This is a genomic window from Bacillus cereus (assembly GCF_002567495.1).
Lineage (GTDB): Bacteria > Bacillota > Bacilli > Bacillales > Bacillaceae_G > Bacillus_A > Bacillus_A cereus_AQ.
In genome coordinates this window covers 1-19,895 of the sequence record NZ_NVAP01000050.1, presented here as the reverse complement: position 1 = coordinate 19,895, position 19,895 = coordinate 1, and the positions used below count along the sequence as shown (strand labels likewise).

The window sequence follows — 19,895 nt, the reverse complement described above, 5'->3', positions numbered from 1 at the left end:
ACAGGTGGAAGTGTAGGTCCAATAGAACCCTGATTAAGTACAGCAAAAGATAAAAACTCGTCCATTATTTATCACCTCTAAAAATCGTATTACTAATAGTAAATGTGATTATAGAGCAAAGTGAAATGGACAAGTGGTTGTATTTTAACAAATTAAATAAAGTAGTTATATGATAGAAAGAGAGATTAGTATGATTCCTTTAGAAATTAAATATAAAAAGGCGATTATCTTCAAATCGCCTTTTGAGTAATACAGTGTAATTTTATTCAGTTATTTGAAATATAGTTTCATTTGGTCTAGAAAATCCATACAGTTTCCTTGCGAATTTTAAAATTTCTTCTTCACTACTTGTTAAAGCCTTAACATCATTTTTAAGGGAATGACCATTCTTCTTTACAGAAGATAATTTTTGTTGCTCCGTATTAAGCGTGATTTGTTTTTCTTTAATCATTTCTTGTTGGTTATTCAGAGAATATTGAAGGACAAAAATTATAGGTAATATAAAAGCTAAAGTAGTTATAATACGGCGTCTTGTTTTTTTAATATTACCTTGTTGGATATTAGGGTTCACTTGCTGTGAGGGTATATTAGGATTTGATTGGTGTGATGATACTTCTGGGATGTTTCCCATTAAAATGCCTCCATTACTCATTGTAGAATTTAAACCGTTTAAAAGTATTATAAATGTTCAAAAGGGATTTTAGAAGATATTTTCATATAGGTGAGTTTCTTTTATTTAAACAAAATCTTAATTTAAATAAAAGAAACTCCGATTGTCCGCGAGGTTCCTAACGGTTATTGCATGGCTTTGCATTATTAAAGGGAATCTATATAATTGCATATCCTGAATCCTTTAAGAAAACAGATGTTGAATTAAGAATTTGCAAAGTAGTATATTTTTTTTTTGGAATGTAAATAAGAAAGTTTAGTACAATTGTTTGTTTTCTTCTTTCTATGTGTTTGCCTCGTACCCTTTTAAGCTAGTGGACATACTTTACTAATAGAAATGATTAGGGGGTGAGGTTTTGGGGTCTCGATTTAATAATTGTAAAAAGAAGTGTAGATGTAAACAGGATAATTGTTTGGATGCTTTCGAAGAATGTAAAAAAGAACAAGAAGAACAAAATAAAAAATGCGATTGTTGCTGTGTTCAAGGAATTAGAGACGAGCTTAAAAAATTAGTAAACAGTGCAGTGCGCATTACTACAGCAGGAAATAATTATGAAGGAACTGTTTCTTCAGTCACTTGTGATGTTGTAAAGCTTGCTAATAGTGCTGGGGTGGTTACGGTAATTATATCTGTTTGTAAAATTGAAGCTATTGAACTATTGTTGACATAGGAAAAAGCATAATTATGCTTTTTGTAAAGCCATTCTGATGAATGGCTTTATTTTAATTTCATATAAAAGGAGAATATATTCTTTATATAGAAATAAGTTTGAGGTTATAAAGTATGATGTACGAAAGGAGCATGGAAGTGATTAAACTAGAACCCTTTAAAAACTCTGATTTTAAACAGTTAATGGATTGGATTAATTCCGAAGAATTTTTAATACAATGGTCAGGAAATGCCTTTACATTTCCTTTAAACGAACAGCAATTAGAGAAGTATATAGAAAGTACAAATACACTTGCTTTCAAAGTGGTAGATGAAGAGACTTCAGACATTATTGGTCATATTTCGCTTGGGCAAATAGACAATATTAATAAGTCTGCTAGAATTGGAAAAGTATTAGTTGGTAATACGAAAATGAGAGGACGTTCTATAGGAAAACATATGGTGAAAGCAGTACTTCATATTGCTTTTGAAGAATTAAAACTACATAGAGTAACTCTTGGTGTGTATGATTTTAATACATCGGCCATTTCATGTTACGAAAAAATAGGTTTTGTAAAAGAGGGTTTATTAAGAGAATCAAAAAGGGTAGGAGAAACGTATTGGAATTTATGGGAAATGAGTATGTTAGAATATGAATGGAAAAATCAGTATTTGTAGTCAATCGTAATTATATTATGTTAACAAAGGGGTTTGGTGGGCAGAATGGAAAATAAAACAAAAGTAATTTCAATTGCAGCCGTTTCAGGGGGCGGTAAAACTACAATTACAGAAAGATTAACGCATGAGTTGAAAAACTCAAAAGCTCTATATTTTGATAGTTATACATTTGATAACGGTCCTGCTGATATTTGTAAATGGATTGATGATGGCGCGAATTATGACGAGTGGGTATTAACACCGTTAATTCATGATATTGAGCAACTTATACAAAATAAAAGCTTAGACTATATTATTGTAGATTATCCTTTTGCATACTTAAATAGTGAAATGCGAAAATTCATTGATGTAACTATATTTATTGATACACCCTTAGATATTGCAATGGCTAGAAGGATTTTACGAGATTTTAAGGAAGGTACAATAGATGAAATACATAATGATTTGAAACATTACATGACATATGCGAGAACAGCTTATTTAGAGGCAATTCATACTGTTAAGCCGAATTCAGATATCGTATTGGATGGTTCTTTACCTGTCGGTGAAATGCTTGATCAAATTGTAGAGGAACTTAATCTGAGAGAAGTAATCGTCAATGATTAAATGTATAGAAGAATATGTACAAGTTGATGATTTTAAAATGTATACGAAAATATTCCAAGGAAAGAAGCGGCAGCCTGTTATTATAATGGAATCAGGTTATGGGGATTATTCAAAGGCATGGAATCACACTGCTGAAGGACTGACGGAATATGGTACGGTATATACATATGATCGAGCGGGATTAGGGAAAAGCGGGAAGAGTTCCAATCTACGTATTAGTTCTGAAATGGTAAAAGAATTAAGAATATGCTTGGAGCAATTACAACTGAAACCACCTTATATTTTTGTAGGACATTCTTTTGGTGGTATAAATGCACGTTTATTTACGGCTTTTTATCCTGAAGATATGTTGGGAATAGTTTTGGTTGATTCGACACCAGAAAATTATAAAGAAGCATTTTTGCCAATCATGTCTCCAGAATTTCAAGAAGCTTACTATAAACAATTTGTACATGAAAGTTCTTATGAAGAGTTTATGTTTAGTCTAGGTGAAGCAGATAAATATTGTCAGTTAACGAGAAATATTCCACTTGTCGTGGTAGCTGCTGGTAAAAAAGCTTTTTATTCGCAAGACGCACAAGTGAAATGGTTACAATTGCAAGAAGAGTTATTACGTTTATCAAGCACTAATAAATTTATAATTGCAAAACATAGCGGCCACTATATTCAAAAAGATGAACCACATTATGTAATAGATGCTATTAAGTGGATCATTGAGGGAGGGGAGAGATAAAGATGTACACTTTATTTCAATATAATTGGCAAGTAAGAGACGATTGGTTTAAGTGGTGTGAACAACTTTCAGAGGAAGATTTACTTTGCGAACGTGTTGGTGGTGTTGGGAGTATTTTAGAAACATTATTTCATATTGTAGATGTAGAGTATAGTTGGATTAGTGCTCTTCAAGGAGAAGAAGATAGAGAACTACAATTTAAAGATTATCAATCAATTCAAAAGGTAAAAGCGTTATCTAATTTATATAAACGAGAATTAGAAGGTTTTTTGCAGTCGTGGTCATCTAGCCTAGAATGTAAGATTTTAGAAGCTTCGTGGACAGATAAAACGTATACATACGGTGAGGTTTTAAGGCATGTAATTGTACATGAAATTCATCATATTGGTCAGCTTTCTATATATGCGAGGGAATTGAGTCTTCCGCCTGTTTCAGCGAATTTAATTGGAAGAGGATTATAAAATTAAAAACCGACTTGTACTGCAAATACAAGTCGGTTTTTATATGTAAGAAAAATTTCTTAGCTGAAATCTTCGGATTTTTTCTGGCGTACATGTAAAAACATTAAGGTGGTAATGATTAAAAAAATCATTATAGTTTGTATAATTAAATTTTTAAACTGAAGTAAAATTGTCCAAGATGTTAGAGCATCTTTAAAGGCTTGGAGTGCAGAGTAAGAGGAAGGATCGAAACCATACTGTAGTAACTTTTTTGTTTCAATAAATGAAATGTTTTCTTCATCTGCATCTAATATTACGGAAATCAGTCTAGCATCTCCTAGTTTTGCTGTACTGACAAAACTATAATTACCGTTAGTTGAAAAACTAGTTTGTAAGCCATCAACACCTTGAAGTTTAATGTTTTCATTAAGTGAATATATCATTTTATTTGTGTTGAAAACTTGGGAATCTTTGAAGGTAAATTGGTAAGAGGTTAGTTTCGTAATATTTAGTATATCTGGAAAGTCTTTTACTAATTGTGCTGCTAGTTTAGCTGTATCTATCGCTGTTGTAGTTGATTGTTTATTGGTATTATTATTAATTCCAGTAGAGTTTAGAAATGGAGATGGTTGTAATAACTTTAGTTCTTTTGCTTTTTCATTCATTAACATTGTAAAGTTACCTTCATCTCCAGCAATGTGTTCTGCTAGAGCGAGTGCAGAACGATTATTCCCTGCCAGTAGCAATGCATGAAGTAAATCGCGAACCGTTGTTTTATCATTCGATGTTACTTGTATGGGACTTGTTTCTACTCGGAAAACTTCGTTACTTATTTGTACTAAGTCATCTAACTGTATTTTTCTATCATTTAGTTGCTCCAATACGATATACTCTGTCATTAATTTAGATAAAGCAGCTGATTGTACCGGAGTTTCTTCATTTTTTTTATAAACAATTTCACCTGAATTAGCATCTATTAAAATAGCCGATTTAGCTTGAATAATGGGACCATTTACATAAAGATAAAAATATAAAACGATAAGTGCAGTAATGAAAAAAGATAATAATAAAATAGCGAATTTTTTTAAGAATTGCATTAGCGATCCTCCTATTATGACATCAATAATAGTATTGTAAAAAGGAATGCTTAATTAGGAAGAAAGAAAAGGTAAAGAATTTCTAAAGAATTATAAAAGATTATTAAATTTTAGTAATTAATGGAAAAAAGTTCAATTTCTTATATGATAAGAAATTGAACTTTTTATTTATAATATTAACATTTATACGGGAGTAGTTTTACAGTGAAAGTTGTTTTTTCGTCATCACTATATACTTCAATTGTTCCTTTATGCAATTCGACAATACTTTTTGCAATTGCTAATCCAAGTCCAGATCCACCAGTGTTTGTAGAGCGTGATTTCTCAACGCGATAAAAACGTTCGAAAATATGAGGTAAATCGGTACTAGGAATAGGTTGTCCGTAATTTGTTATATCAATTGTAATCATATTATTGCTTTCATAAGCAGTAAGGTCAATATAGCGACCTTCGTTTCCATAAGCGATAGCGTTTATAATAAGGTTTTCAAACACACGCACTAATTTGTCACCATCAGCTAATACCATGAGCTTTTGAGATGGGAAAGAAGGTCGACATTCTATATTAGCTTCTTGAACCTGTATGCGGAATTGAACAGTTAATTGTCCAAGTAACTCTACAATATCAATAGGGACAGAATACAAGCTTAATTCTTTATTTTGAACACGTGTATATTCGAACAAGTCATTCATTAATGCATTAAGACGAGTTACTTTATCGTATATGACTTGAATATAGTATCGCAATTCCACTTCATCTCTATAATTATCATGATGAATTAAATTTACGTATCCAACTATAGAAGTAAGGGGAGTGCGTAAGTCATGTGATACATTTGTAATAAGTTCACTCTTTGCTTGTTCTGCTTGTCTTTCTTCATCAATTGAGACTTTTAATTGTTCAACAATTTCATTGACCCCGATTGCTAACTCTTCCAAATAATTATGATTTACAATAGAAACTTTATGATTGAAGTTTCCATTTGCAATGTAACGAATTTCTTCTATCATTTTCTTAATACAAGTTTCATAGTAAATTTTTCTCTCGTGACGATAAAAAATGTAAAGATAGGAAGAAAAAATAGAAAATAAAAATAAATAAGAAACAATCATCATCCATAAAGATTCTTTAATCCCTTTATACTTTTCATAACCAAAAATTCGAATGAATTCTTTACCGAGTTCGGTTAGAGTAAGTGAACTCTCAATTACACTCGTAACGAGGCGATAAATAATTAATTCAGTAATAGGAGTGAGCGTGATAGCTAGTAAGAGCCAAAAAATAAGTTTCCATTTAGGGATATCTTTTAATATATCAAATGCTTCATTTCTCAATTTTATAGCCAACTCCCCAAACAGTATGAATAAATTTTTCTCCATTCATTACTGTTTCAAGTTTATCCCGTAAGTTGCTAATATGGACCATTACAGTCTTATTTGAACCATAACCGTCTTCATTCCAAACGCGTTCGAAAATTTCTTCTGAACTAAATACTCTTCCTGTATTACTAGCAAGTAAATATAAAATATCAAATTCAATAGATGTGAGTTTAATATACTCCCCATTTACTTTAACAGTATGATTATGTTTGTGTATTTCAACAGAGCGAATACGAATAATACCATCTTCATTCTTTTGCGAAGTAGCATTTTGGAAAGAGGATCTTCTTAATAAAGCTTTCACTCTAGCTACTAATTCTAATGGATTGAATGGTTTTATCATATAATCATCTGCACCTGTCATAAGACCTAATATTTTATCCATATCTTCTGCTTTTGCACTAAGCATTAGGATCGGTACAGTATTATTTTCACGCACTTCTTGACAAACCTCTAATCCATTTCGTTTTGGCATCATAATATCCAAAATCATAAGGTCAACTTCATATGTAGAAACCTTTTGTAATGCTTCATCGCCATCATAAGCTTTATAAATGTTATAGCCTTCATTTCGCAAATAAACAGCAAGTAATTCAACAATTTCTTTATCATCATCAATAATTAATATGTTTTTATTCATTGTGTAGTTCCTTTCCTTACAAATCATCAACATTACTATAATATCAAACATTTATGTAATTGTAGCGATGATTCTGTATAAAATTTCATGTAACGTATTAAAAAGGAGTAAAAAGAATAATAACGAATATAAAATAACAAGGATATTTAGATTCTATATTATGCTGAAAGTTAGTTATAAGGGGGATTTGCTATGTTGTATAACAATATATATTCATTTACTCCAAATGGAAAAATAGAAAATGATATTAAAGCTTTTCTACTAAAATATAATAAAGAGTTTACATATAAACATTCAATTCGTGTGGCAAATGAGGCGGGAAAAATTGCAGGGAAATTTCATGTAGATAAAGAAAAGGCAGCAATTGCAGGATATTTACATGATATTAGTGCAATCTTTCCGAACGAGGAGAGGATTGCAGTTGCTGAAGAATTTGGTATAGAAATTTTGGAATCAGAACGAAAATTCCCAATGATTATTCATCAAAAACTATCGAGAGTAATCGCAAAAGAAATATTTAAAGTGAAAGATGAGGAGATTTTAAATGCAATTTGTTGCCACACTACATTGCGTAAATATGCAACAAAAATGGATTTAGTATTGTTTGTTGCAGATAAAATAGAATGGGATCAAAAAGGGACACCACCATATTTAATAGAAATAAAAAATGGATTAGAACTATCTTTAGAAGATGCTGCTTTTGTATATATTTCATATTTGTGGGAAAGGAAAGACACATTGAAAGTTATACATCCGTGGCTAGAAGAAGCATATTGGTATTTAAAAGAAATTGTACAGTAGAAAGGACAAGGAAATGCAATTAAAAGAATATATGAATCAAACATTTCCAGGAGTTATATTAGTACCGTACCTATATTCTCAGTGGGGAAATCATTTGCATTTTGATTTTGGAAAAGATAAATATCAAATTGTAGAAGGAACTGACGATTTAAATATGGAATATTTTTCTCAACTATATACATATAATCAATTCTTATTTGAAGATATATTTTCAAAAGAAGATGTAGTGTTTGTAGTGACAAATGTTTATAGATTTAAAAAGGAAAACATAAAAACTTCACAGAAAATAAATGTATACAATAAATATATTAAGAAAAGAGATTTAAGATTTCATATAAGACAAGAAACGTTACCTTTTCTATTTGAAAATGAAGAAGCAGATTTATATTGTACATATCAATTCTCTTTAAAATGTCTTGCGGAAGATATTAAACATGAATCGCTTATACAAGCTACTAATCATAAGGATTTCCCTGATTTGTATCCTCGTTTTGGACGAAAAAAAGAAATTTCTTATCCAGATGTATTTCTCATAAATGTAACGAAAGATATTGTCATGTTTATGTATGATGATAGAGGATGTGAAGTAATTGCGAAGAATAAAGAAATAATACGAGATTTATATAAGAAATACAAAGAGTGGATTCCAGATTATGAACGAGAAAGTATAGATAACTTATTTAAATGACAATAGGGGAAGTGAAGCGAGTAATGAAACGTATTGCAATTGTATCTGCATGGGAACCAGAACTGACGTATTTGCATCAACATTATCCGAGTGAACGTGTTGAAAAAAGAGCAGCTTGGGAATTTCATTTTCATACTATTAATGAGCTGGAAATTATATCAGTTGTTACTGGTGTCGGTAAAGTGAGCTGCGCTAGTTGTGTACAATTGTTAATTAGTGAGTTTCAACCAGATGAGTTGTTTATGACAGGAATATGCGGAAGTCTATCAAACAAGGTGAAAAACGGTCATATTGTAGTGGCACTAAATACAATACAACACGATGTTACTGCTGCTGGCTCAGGGGAAGATGTTTTTAATTTATATAACGGGAGAACAGCACCTATTGAAACAACAAAATCACTTGTAAGAAGAATTAAAAAAATACGATCGTATGATCCGATACATTTTGGTACATTTTTATCTGGAGATCAACGTATTCGTAGTTCAGAAATGAGATATTTACTCCATACCGTATACGGAGCATTGGCAGTTGATCAAGAAGTAGCAGCTTTCGCCTATGTGTGCCAAATAAATAAAAAACCATTTCTGTGTTTAAAAGCTGCTTCAGATCAAGCGAATGATAAAACGAAAGAAGAACAAAAAATCTTTAAAATGCTAGCATGCGAAAGAGCATGTGAGCATTTAATTGCTTTTTTACGTGTTTATGAGATTAATGTAGTAAATAATAGATAGTTAGAGAATTTTAAACATGAGTAATTGGGGGATAATTGTATCATGATTCAATACAAAAGATGTAGTGAAGTAAGTATAGATTTAGTATATGAAGCTTTTAAAGATGGATTTTCAGATTATATTATTAAGATGGAAGTTTCAAAAGAGGATTTTATACAACGTTTTTTGGGACCGGAAGGGAACTTGCTAGAGCACTCTTTTCTTGCTTTAGACGGTGACAAATCTGTTGGTGTAATACTTGGTGGTATAAAGGATTATGAAAGTATAAAAACTATGCGTTGCGGAACATTAGCGGTTCATCCTAATTACCGCGGTATTGGTGTGAGTCAAAAATTATTTGAACTGCATAAAGAAGAGGCGATTCAACATGGATGTAAGCAACTTTTTCTCGAAGTCATTGTAGGAAACGACCGAGCGCTTCATTTTTATAATAAGTTGGGCTATGAAAAAGTGTATGATCTATCTTATTATAATTTAAATGATTTGACTAAAATAATGAATAAAGATTGTAAGGGTATGGAAGTAAAACAATTAGAATTTCCAACTTTTAAAGGTGAAATTCAGAAATGGTTAAACTTCCATATAAATTGGCAAAATGATATTGATTATATCGAAAAAACAAATAATGTATTTTATGGCGCATATGTTGATAATGATTTGAAGGGCTCTATATGTATAAATGAACAAGGTAAAATTAGTTTTATTTTCGTAGACAAAGATTATAGAAATATTGGTGTTGGGACAAAATTATTACAAGTAGCAAAAGAAGAATTACATGTATCAAGTTTATCAATTGGGTTTCCAAACAATAATGTACTGGAGGGTTTTTTAAAGAAATGTGGATTTGAAAAGAATTCTTTAGCGCAATATGAAATGTATGTATTACTCTAAAAGCGGAAGGATTTATTCTTTTCGCTTTTTATTTTTTCTGTTATGTTGGTAAATGCTTCTCAACTATAATTTGTAAACAATCTCCGCACATATTGTACTCTCTATTAATGAAAGGGATTCTGCTTATTCTAAAGTTATCTTTTTAATTGTTAATTTCATGCTAATAATTTTCTTTGTATAATATTCTAATTTTATGTAGAATAGATACGATGGGAGGGGATGAAATGAATAATGGATTAAAGTTTAAGATTTTTGAACTGCATTGTTTTGTTCAAAAGACTTATTCTGATATTAAAATAGCATGTGATATTGCTATTTATCAAGAAAACACTTCTAAATATTTAATTTCATTAGGATTTTTAAATAAATCATATGTGACTTATATAGAAGCAAAAAGATTCTATCGCGAAAATGAAGAACTTGTAAGTGTAGAATTTGATAATTTCTTTGATATGTATGATAAATTAGAACACGAGTTAAAACAAGTTATTTCAACTGAAGATAAAAATCCTTCATTGCTACATAGCAGACTTGATCAGTTTCATCAGAAAGTTGAAAATATAAATGACCTAATAAAAGTATTGCAAAATGCTCGTTAATGAATGCTTTTTTCTTTTTTGTATAGAAATTATGTATTAAAAACATTTTAGGGATATTACATATTAAAGAGGTGGCTTTTGTTGATTACAAAAGTCATCTTTTTATGTTAGGAATAGATTGTATACATTTTAGCAGTTTCATATAAATAATAGGAATTTATACGAGGTAAATATCATGGGAAATAAAAAAGAAATAGCTATAGTTGCATTAACAACAGGATTCGTTTTAACAAGTGTAACACCATATGGAGTAGGTCATGCAGAGGAACCTGGTCAAATGCAAGTTGAAATTCAAGAGGATTCGTTCCGTACAGGTGATCTTACACAACCATCAAAAAAAGCGCCAGAGAATGTAGTGAAAGATGCACTTAAGGAAAATACGGAGCATGCTTTGTCTCCAAAACAAGTTAGTGCAGAAACAGGAGTAGATTACAAGGTTCTTCAAAAACGTGGTTCTTATGATGGAACTACACTTGTGCGCATGCAACAAATATATGAAGGAAAAGAAGTGTATGGCCACCAGTTGACTGCTCACGTAGATAAAAAAGGTATTATTAAAAGCATTTCAGGAGCTAGTGCACAAAATTTAACACAAGAAGATTTAAAGAAACCTATTCATTTATCAAAAGAAGAAGCGAAACAATATATTTATAAAAAGTACGGAAATGAGACTAAATTTATTTCTGAACCAGAAGTTAAGACGGTTATTTTTGTTGATGAAAATCATGGGCAGGCTAGCAATGCATATCAAGTTACATTTGCTGCTACAACACCAAATTATGTATCTGGAACTTATTTAGTGAATGCTCATAATGGTGAAATGTTAAAAGATATGGTACAAGAATCAAGTTTGAAAATAAGTGAAGAGTATGTTCAATCCGTTAAGGAAAATAAAACTAGCAATTTCACATCATTAACTGGAACAGGAAAAGATGATTTAGGCGTAACTCGTACATTTGGTATTTCTAAACAGACCAGTGGGAATTATGCGCTTGCTGATTACACAAGAGGACAAGGAATTGAGACATATGATGTAAATTATAGAGATATTACAAATGAAGAAAGTTATTATCCTGGTATACTAACAACTAGCGCTTCAACGACATTTAATGATCCAAAGGCGGTAAGCGCTCATTTCTTAGCAACAAAGGTATATGATTTTTATAAAGAAAAATATAAGCGTAATAGTTTTGATAATAAAGGGAAAAAAGTAGTTTCAGTTGTACATGCATGGGATTCCGGAGGAACAAATGATCCTGAAAATTGGGAGAATGCATTTAGTACTAATATTAATAACATTAGTATGCTTTTATATGGAGATCCTATGGTAAAAGCGTTCGACATAGCGGGTCATGAATTTACACATGCGGTTACATCTAGCGAATCTAACCTTGAATTTTCAGGAGAATCTGGAGCGATTAACGAGGCATTATCTGATATTATGGGAACGGCTATAGAGAAATACATAAATAATGGAGAATTTAACTGGACAATAGGAGAACAAACGGGATCGACTTTTCGTAATATGAAAAATCCAACTGCAATTAATTTTTCAGAAGGACTACCGTATCCTGATGATTATAGTAAATATAATGATTTAAATGGAGAGGATTATGGAGGCGTTCATTTTAACTCAAGTATTATTAATAAAGTTGCGTATTTAATTGCACAAGGTGGTACTCATAACGGTATAAATGTAAATGGTATTGGTGAAGATAGAATGTTTGATATTTTCTATTATGCAAATACTGATGAATTAAACATGACTTCTGATTTCTCTGAATTGAGATTGGCATGTCTTACAGTTGCAACTAATAAATATGGAACGAACTCAATTGAAGTTCAATCAGTCCAAAATGCTTTTGATGCGGCAAAAATTACAGGAACAGTGAAAGAAAACGAAAAAACAGTAGAAAACCAAGCGCCAGAGTTAACTGTACCGATTACCATTACACTACGTGTAGGTGATACGTTTGATCCAATGAGAAATGTAAAAGCTGTTGATAAAGAAGATGGTGATTTAACAAATAAAGTAAAGCATAAAGGCGATGTAGATACTTCAAAATCAGGTACATACATTGTGGAATACATGGTTGTTGATTCTCAAGGGTGGAATGCAACGGCAACACAGACTGTAATTGTAGAGAAAAATGGAGAAACATCAGATTTAGAACCTAAATTAACAGTGCCTGTTGGAGCGATAATTCATGTAGGAGATTCATTTGTTCCAATGGCAGAAGTATTAGCTATCGATAAAGAAGACGGTGATCTCACTTCTAAAATCAAAGTTGATGGTGAAGTAGATACATCTAAAGCCGGTACTTACATATTAACGTACACGGTAACAGATTCTAAAGGTCATGAAGTAACGGCGGAGCAAACTGTAACGGTCAAAGTTAGAGAAGAAGTTAAAAATGATAAACCAATACTAAAAGTACCTGCTACAACTTCAATTACTGAGGGTGATCAATTTGATCCGTTGGTAGGAGTATCAGCTACTTTAGAAGACGGTGACCTTACTTCTAAAGTAGCGTATGAAGGAACTATAGATATAACTAAAGCTGGTACTTATGAAATAATATATAGTGTAAGAGATTCCGTGGGTAATGAGGTAAATACAATACAAAAAGTATTAGTGAAAGATAAAGAAACTAGCAAACCTAATGGTCTTGCTAATAAGACAAACAACAGTAATACCGATAAAAAAGAATATACATATAAGGAGCTTCCAAAGACGGGTGTAAGTACAACTAACAGTGCAGCAATCGGCATATTGATGATTCTTACAGGTACAGTACTCACTATGGCTCGCAAATTTAGAAAGATACAAAAATAATAGTAGGGATTATTCGTTTGAAGAAAAGAGTTCATTATCCAGAAGAAATAAAGTAGAAAGTAAGTAAAAAGAAATATGGATTTTTTACTTAATAAGATTTTAGTAGTTAAGCGGTACATTTGGCTTTTGTAAAAATTTACAGTTGGATGCTATTTTGTCTACAGAACTATATTACATATAAAACACGTTACTATTCTCATTAAAATAAAAGAATAGTAACGTGTTTTTTGATTTGAAAATAGCATAAATCCTATAGCTCATGAATATAGGAGTACTTCTAATTTGCCATTGATAAGTTACTGAAAACACTTTGTTTTAATGGAAGCTTCACTCTAAATGACAACATGAGATTTTCGGTATTTACCAGGTGTTTCGTTGGTGATTTTTTTGAAAATTTTTGTGAAATAGCTTTGATCACTAAAATTGAGTGAAGCACATATGTCTGATAAGGAATAGCTTGTGAAAGTTAATAATTTCTTTGCTTCTTCAATTCGTTCACGTTGAATGTACTCAATTAATGAAATACCGACTTCTTTTTTGAATAATATAGATAAATAATCTGAATTCACGTTTGCAAATTTAGCAATTTGTTTAACGGATATTTGATTGTAAATATTTTTGAAAATGTAGTTTTTGCAAATAGCGATAGTCTTTGAATGTTGCTGTAGCTTTTGTGCTTTTACACGGTCTGCAAAAGTACAGAACACATTTCTTAATAAATCCCAAACGGATTCCGCGTCTTTCGAATCTTCTGTCTTTTGGGTATATAAATCGTAAATCTTATAAGCGATCCCAGAAGGAAGTCCTCCTTGTATAGCATACCTAGTAGCAAGTGTAATGGATGAAATACAAATGTTTTTATGCCGTCTTAATTGATGGAATGAAGATATAGATGAAAGAGTCTCTTGTTGGAATTCGTAATAATATTTGAGTACAGTTTCTTTATCCCCATTTTCTATAGACCTAAGTAGTTGCTGTTCTATATGTAAATCATGATAAATGGATTCATCTTTTTGCATTGAAATATATACATCTTCATCTAAGATTCTGTTATGACTTATATGAAGTGAGTCACTGTTATTTGAAAAGGTACTTACATCTGACTTTTTTTTATAGAGAATGTTAAAGAACAATATTGCTATATTTACAAATAAATTTTGATCTTTGACTGACAATGAAAAATAATGGTCTCTTGTTCTTTTATAATTGGGAATAAAATTAAGGTTACTATCCGTCTTACTTGTAGAAAAATTTACATGTGCCAAGGGCCCAATAATAACAGTACCGTTCACCATATAATCGCTCTTTATGTGAATGAATATGAAGTGCCCTAGATGTTCGTGAGTTCTGAAGATGGGGGAATTATATGTATCATTTCTCTGAAAAAGCACATGTAACTGTTCTATTTTTGATGTATACAACGAATGTGAATCATTTTTTGATGTAAATTCTAAAAGAATATTTTTGTTACAATCTAAAAAACAAACTGGAATTTCAAAAGATTGGAAAAACATATTGCAAATGTACTCTATCTCAACCAGACTGAGCTTTTTAGTCATATTCTTCCTCCTTACAGTTGTGCGTAATAGTTGAATAATAATATATTCCTATTTTCATAAGTAGAAACGGAAAACCTTTATCAATAAAAAATATAAATAAAAAATATAAATAAAAGTTATAAACTTCTAAGAATAATACCATAATTTAACACAAATAGCACATATTATTTGAATATACAGGTAATAGTTTTGGGGAATAGCGTAAAATATGAATCGTCTCACATATTTGTTGGTTATTACTTATATGTATCAAAAAATGATTAAGATTGGATTTTAAAAAGGGATAGGAAGGGAGAGATTAATGGATTGACACTAAGTGATTAGTGGAAATTAGCAGTGAAAGCTATTATGTAACAAATGTAATGATTTTTGAAGTATAGATATAAGTGTAATTTAGGGGGGACAATTACATATATCATGTGGAGAGACAACGTAATAATAGAAGATTAGAAGAGTGAATAAGTGATTGTAAACAATGGATTGTTGGACGACTGTGTTTTATGTTATTCGTTTAAATCTGATACTTGGCACACTATTGCTTTTAAGAAGGTAATAGTAATAAAGAGATTTTTAAAATGATAGAAGTAGTAAAGGGGATAAGAGAAATGAAAAAAATATGTAGCGTGCTTTTAGTATTTTTCTTAACATTTTCTACATGGTCTAATGTATTAGTAAAGGCAGATTCACCATCCAAAGGTACTTTAACGATTCATAAGTATGAACAAGAAAAAGATGGAACACCGGGATTTGAAGGTGACGGTTCTGCAAATCAAGAGGTGCCAACAAATGCGAAACCGTTAAAAGGTGTAACGTTTGAAGTGAAAAGGGTTGCATCTTTTGAAAAAATTTCAAACGATGGGAAAATCGTAAAAGAAGATGTGAAACCTGTAATGGGAGCAACTCCAACTCAAGTAGTAACAGATGATAACGGACAAGCTGTATTAAAAGATCTTCCACTAGGACGTTATGAAGTGAAAGAAGTGGCAGGACCTCCACATGTTAACCTAAATCCAAATACGTATACAGTCGATATTCCATTAACGAATAAAGAGGCTAAGGTGCTAAATTATGATGTTCATATGTATCCGAAAAATGAGATTAAACGCGGTGCAGTTGATTTAATAAAAACTGGTGCAAATGAAAAAGCATTAGCAGGTGCAGTATTCTCTTTATTTAAAAAAGATGGTACAGAAGTGAAAAAAGAGTTAGCAACAGATGTTAATGGGCATATTCGTGTGCAAGGATTAGAGTATGGGGAATACTATTTCCAAGAGACAAAAGCGCCGAATGGGTATGTAATAGATCCGACTAAACGTGAGTTTTTTATTAAGAACTCCGGAACTATTAACGAAGATGGAACAATTACTTCTGGTACAGTAGTTAAAGTAGCAGTGAAAAACTATGAAGAACCAACAATTGATAAAAAGATCAACGGGAATTTGGAAGCGTTACCAATTAATCCGGTAACTAATTATAATTATGATATTAAAACATTAATTCCAGAAGACATTAAAGAATACAAAAAATATGTGATAACAGATACTTTGGATAATCGTTTAGTGATTCAAGGAAAACCAGTAGTGAAAATTGATGGAGCGGAAGTAAATACAAACATTGTAGAGGTAGCTGTAGAAGGTCAAAAAGTAACAGCTACAGTAAAAGATTTCACAAAATTAGATGGTAAAAAAGAATTTCATTTGCAAATTAAATCACAAGTAAAAGAAGGAGTACCATCTGGTTCGGAAATTTTAAATACAGCAAAAATACATTTTACAAATAAAAATGATGTAATTGGAGAAAAGGAATCTAAACCCGTAGTTGTTGTTCCGACAACTGGAATTATCGAGTTAACAAAAATTGATGGTACTAATAAGAGCAAATTAAAAGGTGCAGAGTTTGCACTTAAAGATAAAAATGGAAAAATAGTTGTTGTAGCAGGAAAAGAAGTAAAAGGTGTATCAGATGAAAATGGTGTTATTAAATGGTCTAACATTCCATATGGAGACTATCAAATTTTTGAAACGAAAGCACCAACATATACAAAAGAAGATGGTACAACAGCTTCTTATCAATTATTAAAAGAGCCCATTGATGTAAAAATTAGCGAAAATAATCAAACGGTTAAATTAACGATAGAGAATAATAAAAGTGGATGGATTCTTCCAGTAACGGGCGGTATAGGAACGACTCTTTTTACTATAATAGGCCTTGCGTTAATGGTTACCGCGGCATTTGTTTTCTTTAGAAAAAAGTTTGCTAATAATTAAGATTTTAGGAACGTGTAAGCATGTGATGTGAAAAGGGGAGAAGCAAAACGCTTCCCTCTTTTCGATATTTAAGCATATACAGAGGTGGAAATATGAAACGAAATCTTGTTTTAGGAGGTATTTTTTTATTTGGATTAGGTATTTTTTTATATCCTACTATTAGTGATTGGTTGGCGACTCGTGCACATTATTCTGAGATTAGCTCTTATGATAAGAAAATCAAAGCACTACAAAAAAAAGAGGTTGAACGTAGGGAAAAAGAAGCAGCCGAATATAATAAACAAGTCCAAACTTCCACGAAAACATTTACAGATCCATTTTCTGAAGAGAAAAGTAATCATCAAGCGTATGCTGATGCGTTAAATTTAGGTGATGTAATGGGGTATATTGAAATATCTAAAATTAATATAAAACTGCCAATCTATCAAGGGACCTCTGAGGAAGTATTGAGTCGCGGGGTAGGTCATTTAGATTATTCTTCGCTCCCAGTAGGTGGAGAAAATACGCACACTATTTTAACAGGGCATCGTGGTTTACCATCAGCAAAATTATTTACAGATTTAGATAAGTTGAGTGAAGGAGATCTTTTTTATATTCATTCTTTAGACAAAGTTCTTGCTTATAAAGTAGATCAAATTAAAGTAGTGTTACCACACGAAACGGACGATTTGAAGATTGTGGAAAATAAAGATTATACAACATTAATTACATGTACGCCTTATGGAGTAAATACAAATAGATTGCTGGTTCGAGGTGAGCGTGTGGAGTTTAACGAGAAAGAAAAACAAAAAATGAGTACAGAGATATTTATGTTTAATAAGTGGACGGTAATAGTGCCAATCCTATTGTTATGTGTGTTTCTAGTCGTAATTTATAAGAAAAAATTAACTCGATAGAATGTATTTATTCTGCACTAACGGACAGTGAGACCGAAAATTAAGAGATAAGCAAAGAAGGTATATAGAGGATGAAGTAAATCCTTATTGATAAAAATGTCACTTTATTTGATTGTAGAAAAAATACGGTAAAGGTGGGAACAAAGGCATTGAGGTTACGATTAAAGCTGGTAAGTATTCATTGTATGGTTTTGTTAATGTTATGTGTAAGTTTTGTCGTATATGTACCAAAAGAAGCATATGGATCCACGACAAACTTAGAGGGTCTAGGTGATATATCGCGTTATAATGCTGTTGTCTTTGGTAACCATAAAGCAATAGGTGGTGACATTGAAGGAGCAATAGCAGTTCAAGGTAATATGGATGCATCAGGTTATACGATTGTAGGTGCTGCAGCGGGAACATCTAATATAGTAGGTGAAAAATGGGAGGATGAGGGATATCCATCCTTGTTATTGTCTGGAAAATTCAAAAAATCAAGAGAAGAATCTTTTATCATTCAAAACGGAATAGTCGTAATGACAAAAGAGAGTGATCCAGATCGCATCATACAATCTTCTTATAATCGTATCGTTTATAAAGAAAAAATAGAAATTGACGCAAAATTCAATGAATTCAGCAATATAGTGAACCAAGTCAGTAAAAATGCAGGTCAATATAAAACGAATACCCCAATTCCAAATATGAGTCATGGAATCGGAAAAGATATAAACAATCCTAATATTTATGTTTCATCAGAATTGACAGGGAAAATCAATTTAGATATAAGAGATGTATTTTTACCGAGTGCTAAGGACAAAAGTTTTATTGTTATGTATTCTGATGCAATAGAGGTTACATTTAAAAATGGATCTATTCTATATGATACGAACAATATTGGAAGAGCTACTGATATAATTCCTACATCACAACCCTATTCTCCTAATTCACCGTTTACTGAGCTATACGGGAAAGTGATGTGGGTTTTTCCTAATGCGAAAAAGATCACAACAGAAGGATATGGTGTTGTTGGGAGTGTGTTTGCTCCCAATGCTGTATTAGAAGCGAAAGGTGGCTCTATTAATGGACAAGCATTTGTCGGTGCGGTACAACAAACTGGTGGATTTGAGTTCCACAATTTTAAATTTAACTGGCAACATTGGAACAAGCCTAGTACAGGAAAAGTAAAAATAAAAAAAGTTGATAGTAATAATGATAATAAAAAATTGGCGGGAGCAAAATTTCATATAGAAGATGCAAAAGGAAAAGTAGTTGGAGAGTTAATAACAGATGAAAAAGGAGAAGCGATATCAAAAGAATTACCAATAGAAAACTATACTTTAGTGGAAAAAGAAGCACCTAAAGGTTACGAATTATTAAAAGATAAAATAGGTGTAAAAGTAGAAAAAGATGCAGTAGTAGAAATTAAAATAGGAAATAAGAAGTTGCCAGATCCGATGGGGAAAATGAAGTTAGTAAAAGTAGATACGGGAGATAAAAATAAAAAGCTAGCAGGAGCAAANNACGAATTATTAAAAGATAAAGTAGCTGTAAAAGTAGAAAAAGATACAGTAGTAGAAATAAAAATAGAGAATAAGAAGTTGCCAGATCCGATGGGGAAAATTAAGCTTTTGAAAATAGACACAAGCGATAAAAATAAAAAACTAGCAGGAGCAAAATTTCATATAGAAGATGCAAAAGGAAAAGTAGTTGGAGAATTAATAACAGATGAAAAAGGAGAAGTGATATCAAAA

19 protein-coding genes and 1 pseudogene are annotated in these 19,895 nt (G+C 31.4%); 14 read left to right on the top strand and 6 right to left on the bottom strand.

Annotation, left to right across the window (positions count from 1 at the left end):
• Nucleotides 1-8 precede the first annotated feature (8 nt).
• Together COK05_RS32105 and COK05_RS24665 are read right to left on the bottom strand one after the other, a co-directional pair.
• A pseudogene (locus COK05_RS32105) lies at nt 9-65 on the bottom strand (exosporium leader peptide-containing protein); the annotation flags it as partial.
• A 197-nt stretch (nt 66-262) separates the two neighbouring features.
• Nucleotides 263-631: an FtsB family cell division protein gene (locus tag COK05_RS24665; RefSeq protein WP_098614638.1), complete on the bottom strand. Its 369-nt coding sequence runs from the start codon at nt 629-631 to the stop codon at nt 263-265.
• Nucleotides 632-1,025: 394 nt separating this feature from the next.
• Between COK05_RS24665 and exsK the strand changes: the two genes are divergently transcribed.
• From exsK to COK05_RS24640, 5 genes are all read left to right on the top strand, one after another.
• Entirely contained in the window at nt 1,026-1,340 is a 315-nt protein-coding gene (gene exsK / locus COK05_RS24660) for an exosporium protein ExsK (protein ID WP_098614637.1), read from the top strand.
• Nucleotides 1,341-1,453: 113 nt separating this feature from the next.
• Nucleotides 1,454-1,996, top strand: a complete 543-nt coding sequence (locus COK05_RS24655) for a GNAT family N-acetyltransferase (RefSeq protein WP_141539242.1) — start codon at nt 1,454-1,456, stop codon at nt 1,994-1,996.
• Nucleotides 1,997-2,041: 45 nt separating this feature from the next.
• Nucleotides 2,042-2,602 carry an AAA family ATPase gene (locus COK05_RS24650; protein WP_098614635.1) on the top strand — a complete coding sequence of 187 codons (561 nt, stop codon included), beginning with the start codon at nt 2,042-2,044 and terminating at the stop codon, nt 2,600-2,602.
• Nucleotides 2,595-3,335, top strand: a complete 741-nt coding sequence (locus COK05_RS24645) for an alpha/beta fold hydrolase (RefSeq protein WP_098614634.1) — start codon at nt 2,595-2,597, stop codon at nt 3,333-3,335. Before COK05_RS24650 ends, COK05_RS24645 begins: the two co-directional genes overlap by 8 nt.
• Nucleotides 3,336-3,337: 2 nt before the next feature.
• On the top strand, nt 3,338-3,796 hold the full coding sequence (locus tag COK05_RS24640) for a DinB family protein (protein WP_098614633.1): 459 nt from the start codon (nt 3,338-3,340) through the stop codon (nt 3,794-3,796).
• Nucleotides 3,797-3,855: 59 nt separating this feature from the next.
• Here COK05_RS24640 and COK05_RS24635 read toward each other — a convergent pair whose 3' ends face one another.
• The 3 genes from COK05_RS24635 to COK05_RS24625 all read right to left on the bottom strand — a co-directional run bounded on the left by COK05_RS24635 (nt 3,856) and on the right by COK05_RS24625 (nt 6,891).
• Entirely contained in the window at nt 3,856-4,872 is a 1,017-nt protein-coding gene (locus COK05_RS24635; protein WP_098614632.1) for a D-alanyl-D-alanine carboxypeptidase family protein, read from the bottom strand.
• Nucleotides 4,873-5,048: 176 nt separating this feature from the next.
• A complete protein-coding gene (locus COK05_RS24630) occupies nt 5,049-6,206 on the bottom strand; it encodes a sensor histidine kinase (protein WP_098614631.1) in 1,158 nt (385 codons plus the stop codon).
• Complete coding sequence (locus COK05_RS24625) at nt 6,196-6,891, bottom strand: response regulator transcription factor (RefSeq protein WP_001038808.1); 696 nt, start codon at nt 6,889-6,891, stop codon at nt 6,196-6,198. The genes COK05_RS24630 and COK05_RS24625 overlap by 11 nt, the downstream gene beginning before the upstream one ends.
• Before the next feature lie 192 nt (nt 6,892-7,083).
• On the opposite strand from COK05_RS24625, the gene yqeK reads away from it, so the two are divergent.
• The 6 genes from yqeK (at nt 7,084) to COK05_RS24590 (ending at nt 13,440) form a co-directional block, all read left to right on the top strand.
• The gene (gene yqeK, locus COK05_RS24620) at nt 7,084-7,692 is read left to right on the top strand and encodes a bis(5'-nucleosyl)-tetraphosphatase (symmetrical) YqeK (RefSeq protein ID WP_098614630.1); all 609 of its coding nucleotides are present in this window, start codon (nt 7,084-7,086) and stop codon (nt 7,690-7,692) included.
• 13 nt (nt 7,693-7,705) lie between these two features.
• Nucleotides 7,706-8,380: a DUF3885 domain-containing protein gene (locus COK05_RS24615; protein ID WP_141539241.1), complete on the top strand. Its 675-nt coding sequence runs from the start codon at nt 7,706-7,708 to the stop codon at nt 8,378-8,380.
• Entirely contained in the window at nt 8,377-9,114 is a 738-nt protein-coding gene (locus COK05_RS24605; RefSeq protein ID WP_141539240.1) for a phosphorylase family protein, read from the top strand. Before COK05_RS24615 ends, COK05_RS24605 begins: the two co-directional genes overlap by 4 nt.
• A gap of 42 nt (nt 9,115-9,156) precedes the next feature.
• Entirely contained in the window at nt 9,157-10,005 is an 849-nt protein-coding gene (locus COK05_RS24600) for a GNAT family N-acetyltransferase (RefSeq protein WP_098614628.1), read from the top strand.
• A gap of 224 nt (nt 10,006-10,229) precedes the next feature.
• Nucleotides 10,230-10,604: a hypothetical protein gene (locus COK05_RS24595; protein ID WP_098614627.1), complete on the top strand. Its 375-nt coding sequence runs from the start codon at nt 10,230-10,232 to the stop codon at nt 10,602-10,604.
• Between the two features lie 175 nt (nt 10,605-10,779).
• Nucleotides 10,780-13,440: a M4 family metallopeptidase gene (locus COK05_RS24590; RefSeq protein ID WP_098614626.1), complete on the top strand. Its 2,661-nt coding sequence runs from the start codon at nt 10,780-10,782 to the stop codon at nt 13,438-13,440.
• 332 nt (nt 13,441-13,772) lie between these two features.
• On the opposite strand, the gene COK05_RS24585 is transcribed toward COK05_RS24590, so the two are convergent.
• A complete protein-coding gene (locus COK05_RS24585; protein WP_141539239.1) occupies nt 13,773-14,999 on the bottom strand; it encodes an AraC family transcriptional regulator in 1,227 nt (408 codons plus the stop codon).
• 605 nt (nt 15,000-15,604) lie between these two features.
• On the opposite strand from COK05_RS24585, the gene COK05_RS24580 reads away from it, so the two are divergent.
• The 3 genes from COK05_RS24580 to COK05_RS24570 all read left to right on the top strand — a co-directional run.
• Nucleotides 15,605-17,266 carry a SpaA isopeptide-forming pilin-related protein gene (locus COK05_RS24580; protein WP_098614625.1) on the top strand — a complete coding sequence of 554 codons (1,662 nt, stop codon included), beginning with the start codon at nt 15,605-15,607 and terminating at the stop codon, nt 17,264-17,266.
• A 92-nt stretch (nt 17,267-17,358) separates the two neighbouring features.
• The gene (locus tag COK05_RS24575; protein WP_098614624.1) at nt 17,359-18,162 is read left to right on the top strand and encodes a class C sortase; all 804 of its coding nucleotides are present in this window, start codon (nt 17,359-17,361) and stop codon (nt 18,160-18,162) included.
• A gap of 149 nt (nt 18,163-18,311) precedes the next feature.
• A partial coding sequence (locus COK05_RS24570; protein ID WP_098614623.1) for a collagen-binding domain-containing protein occupies nt 18,312-19,895 on the top strand: 1,584 nt, incomplete at its 3' end.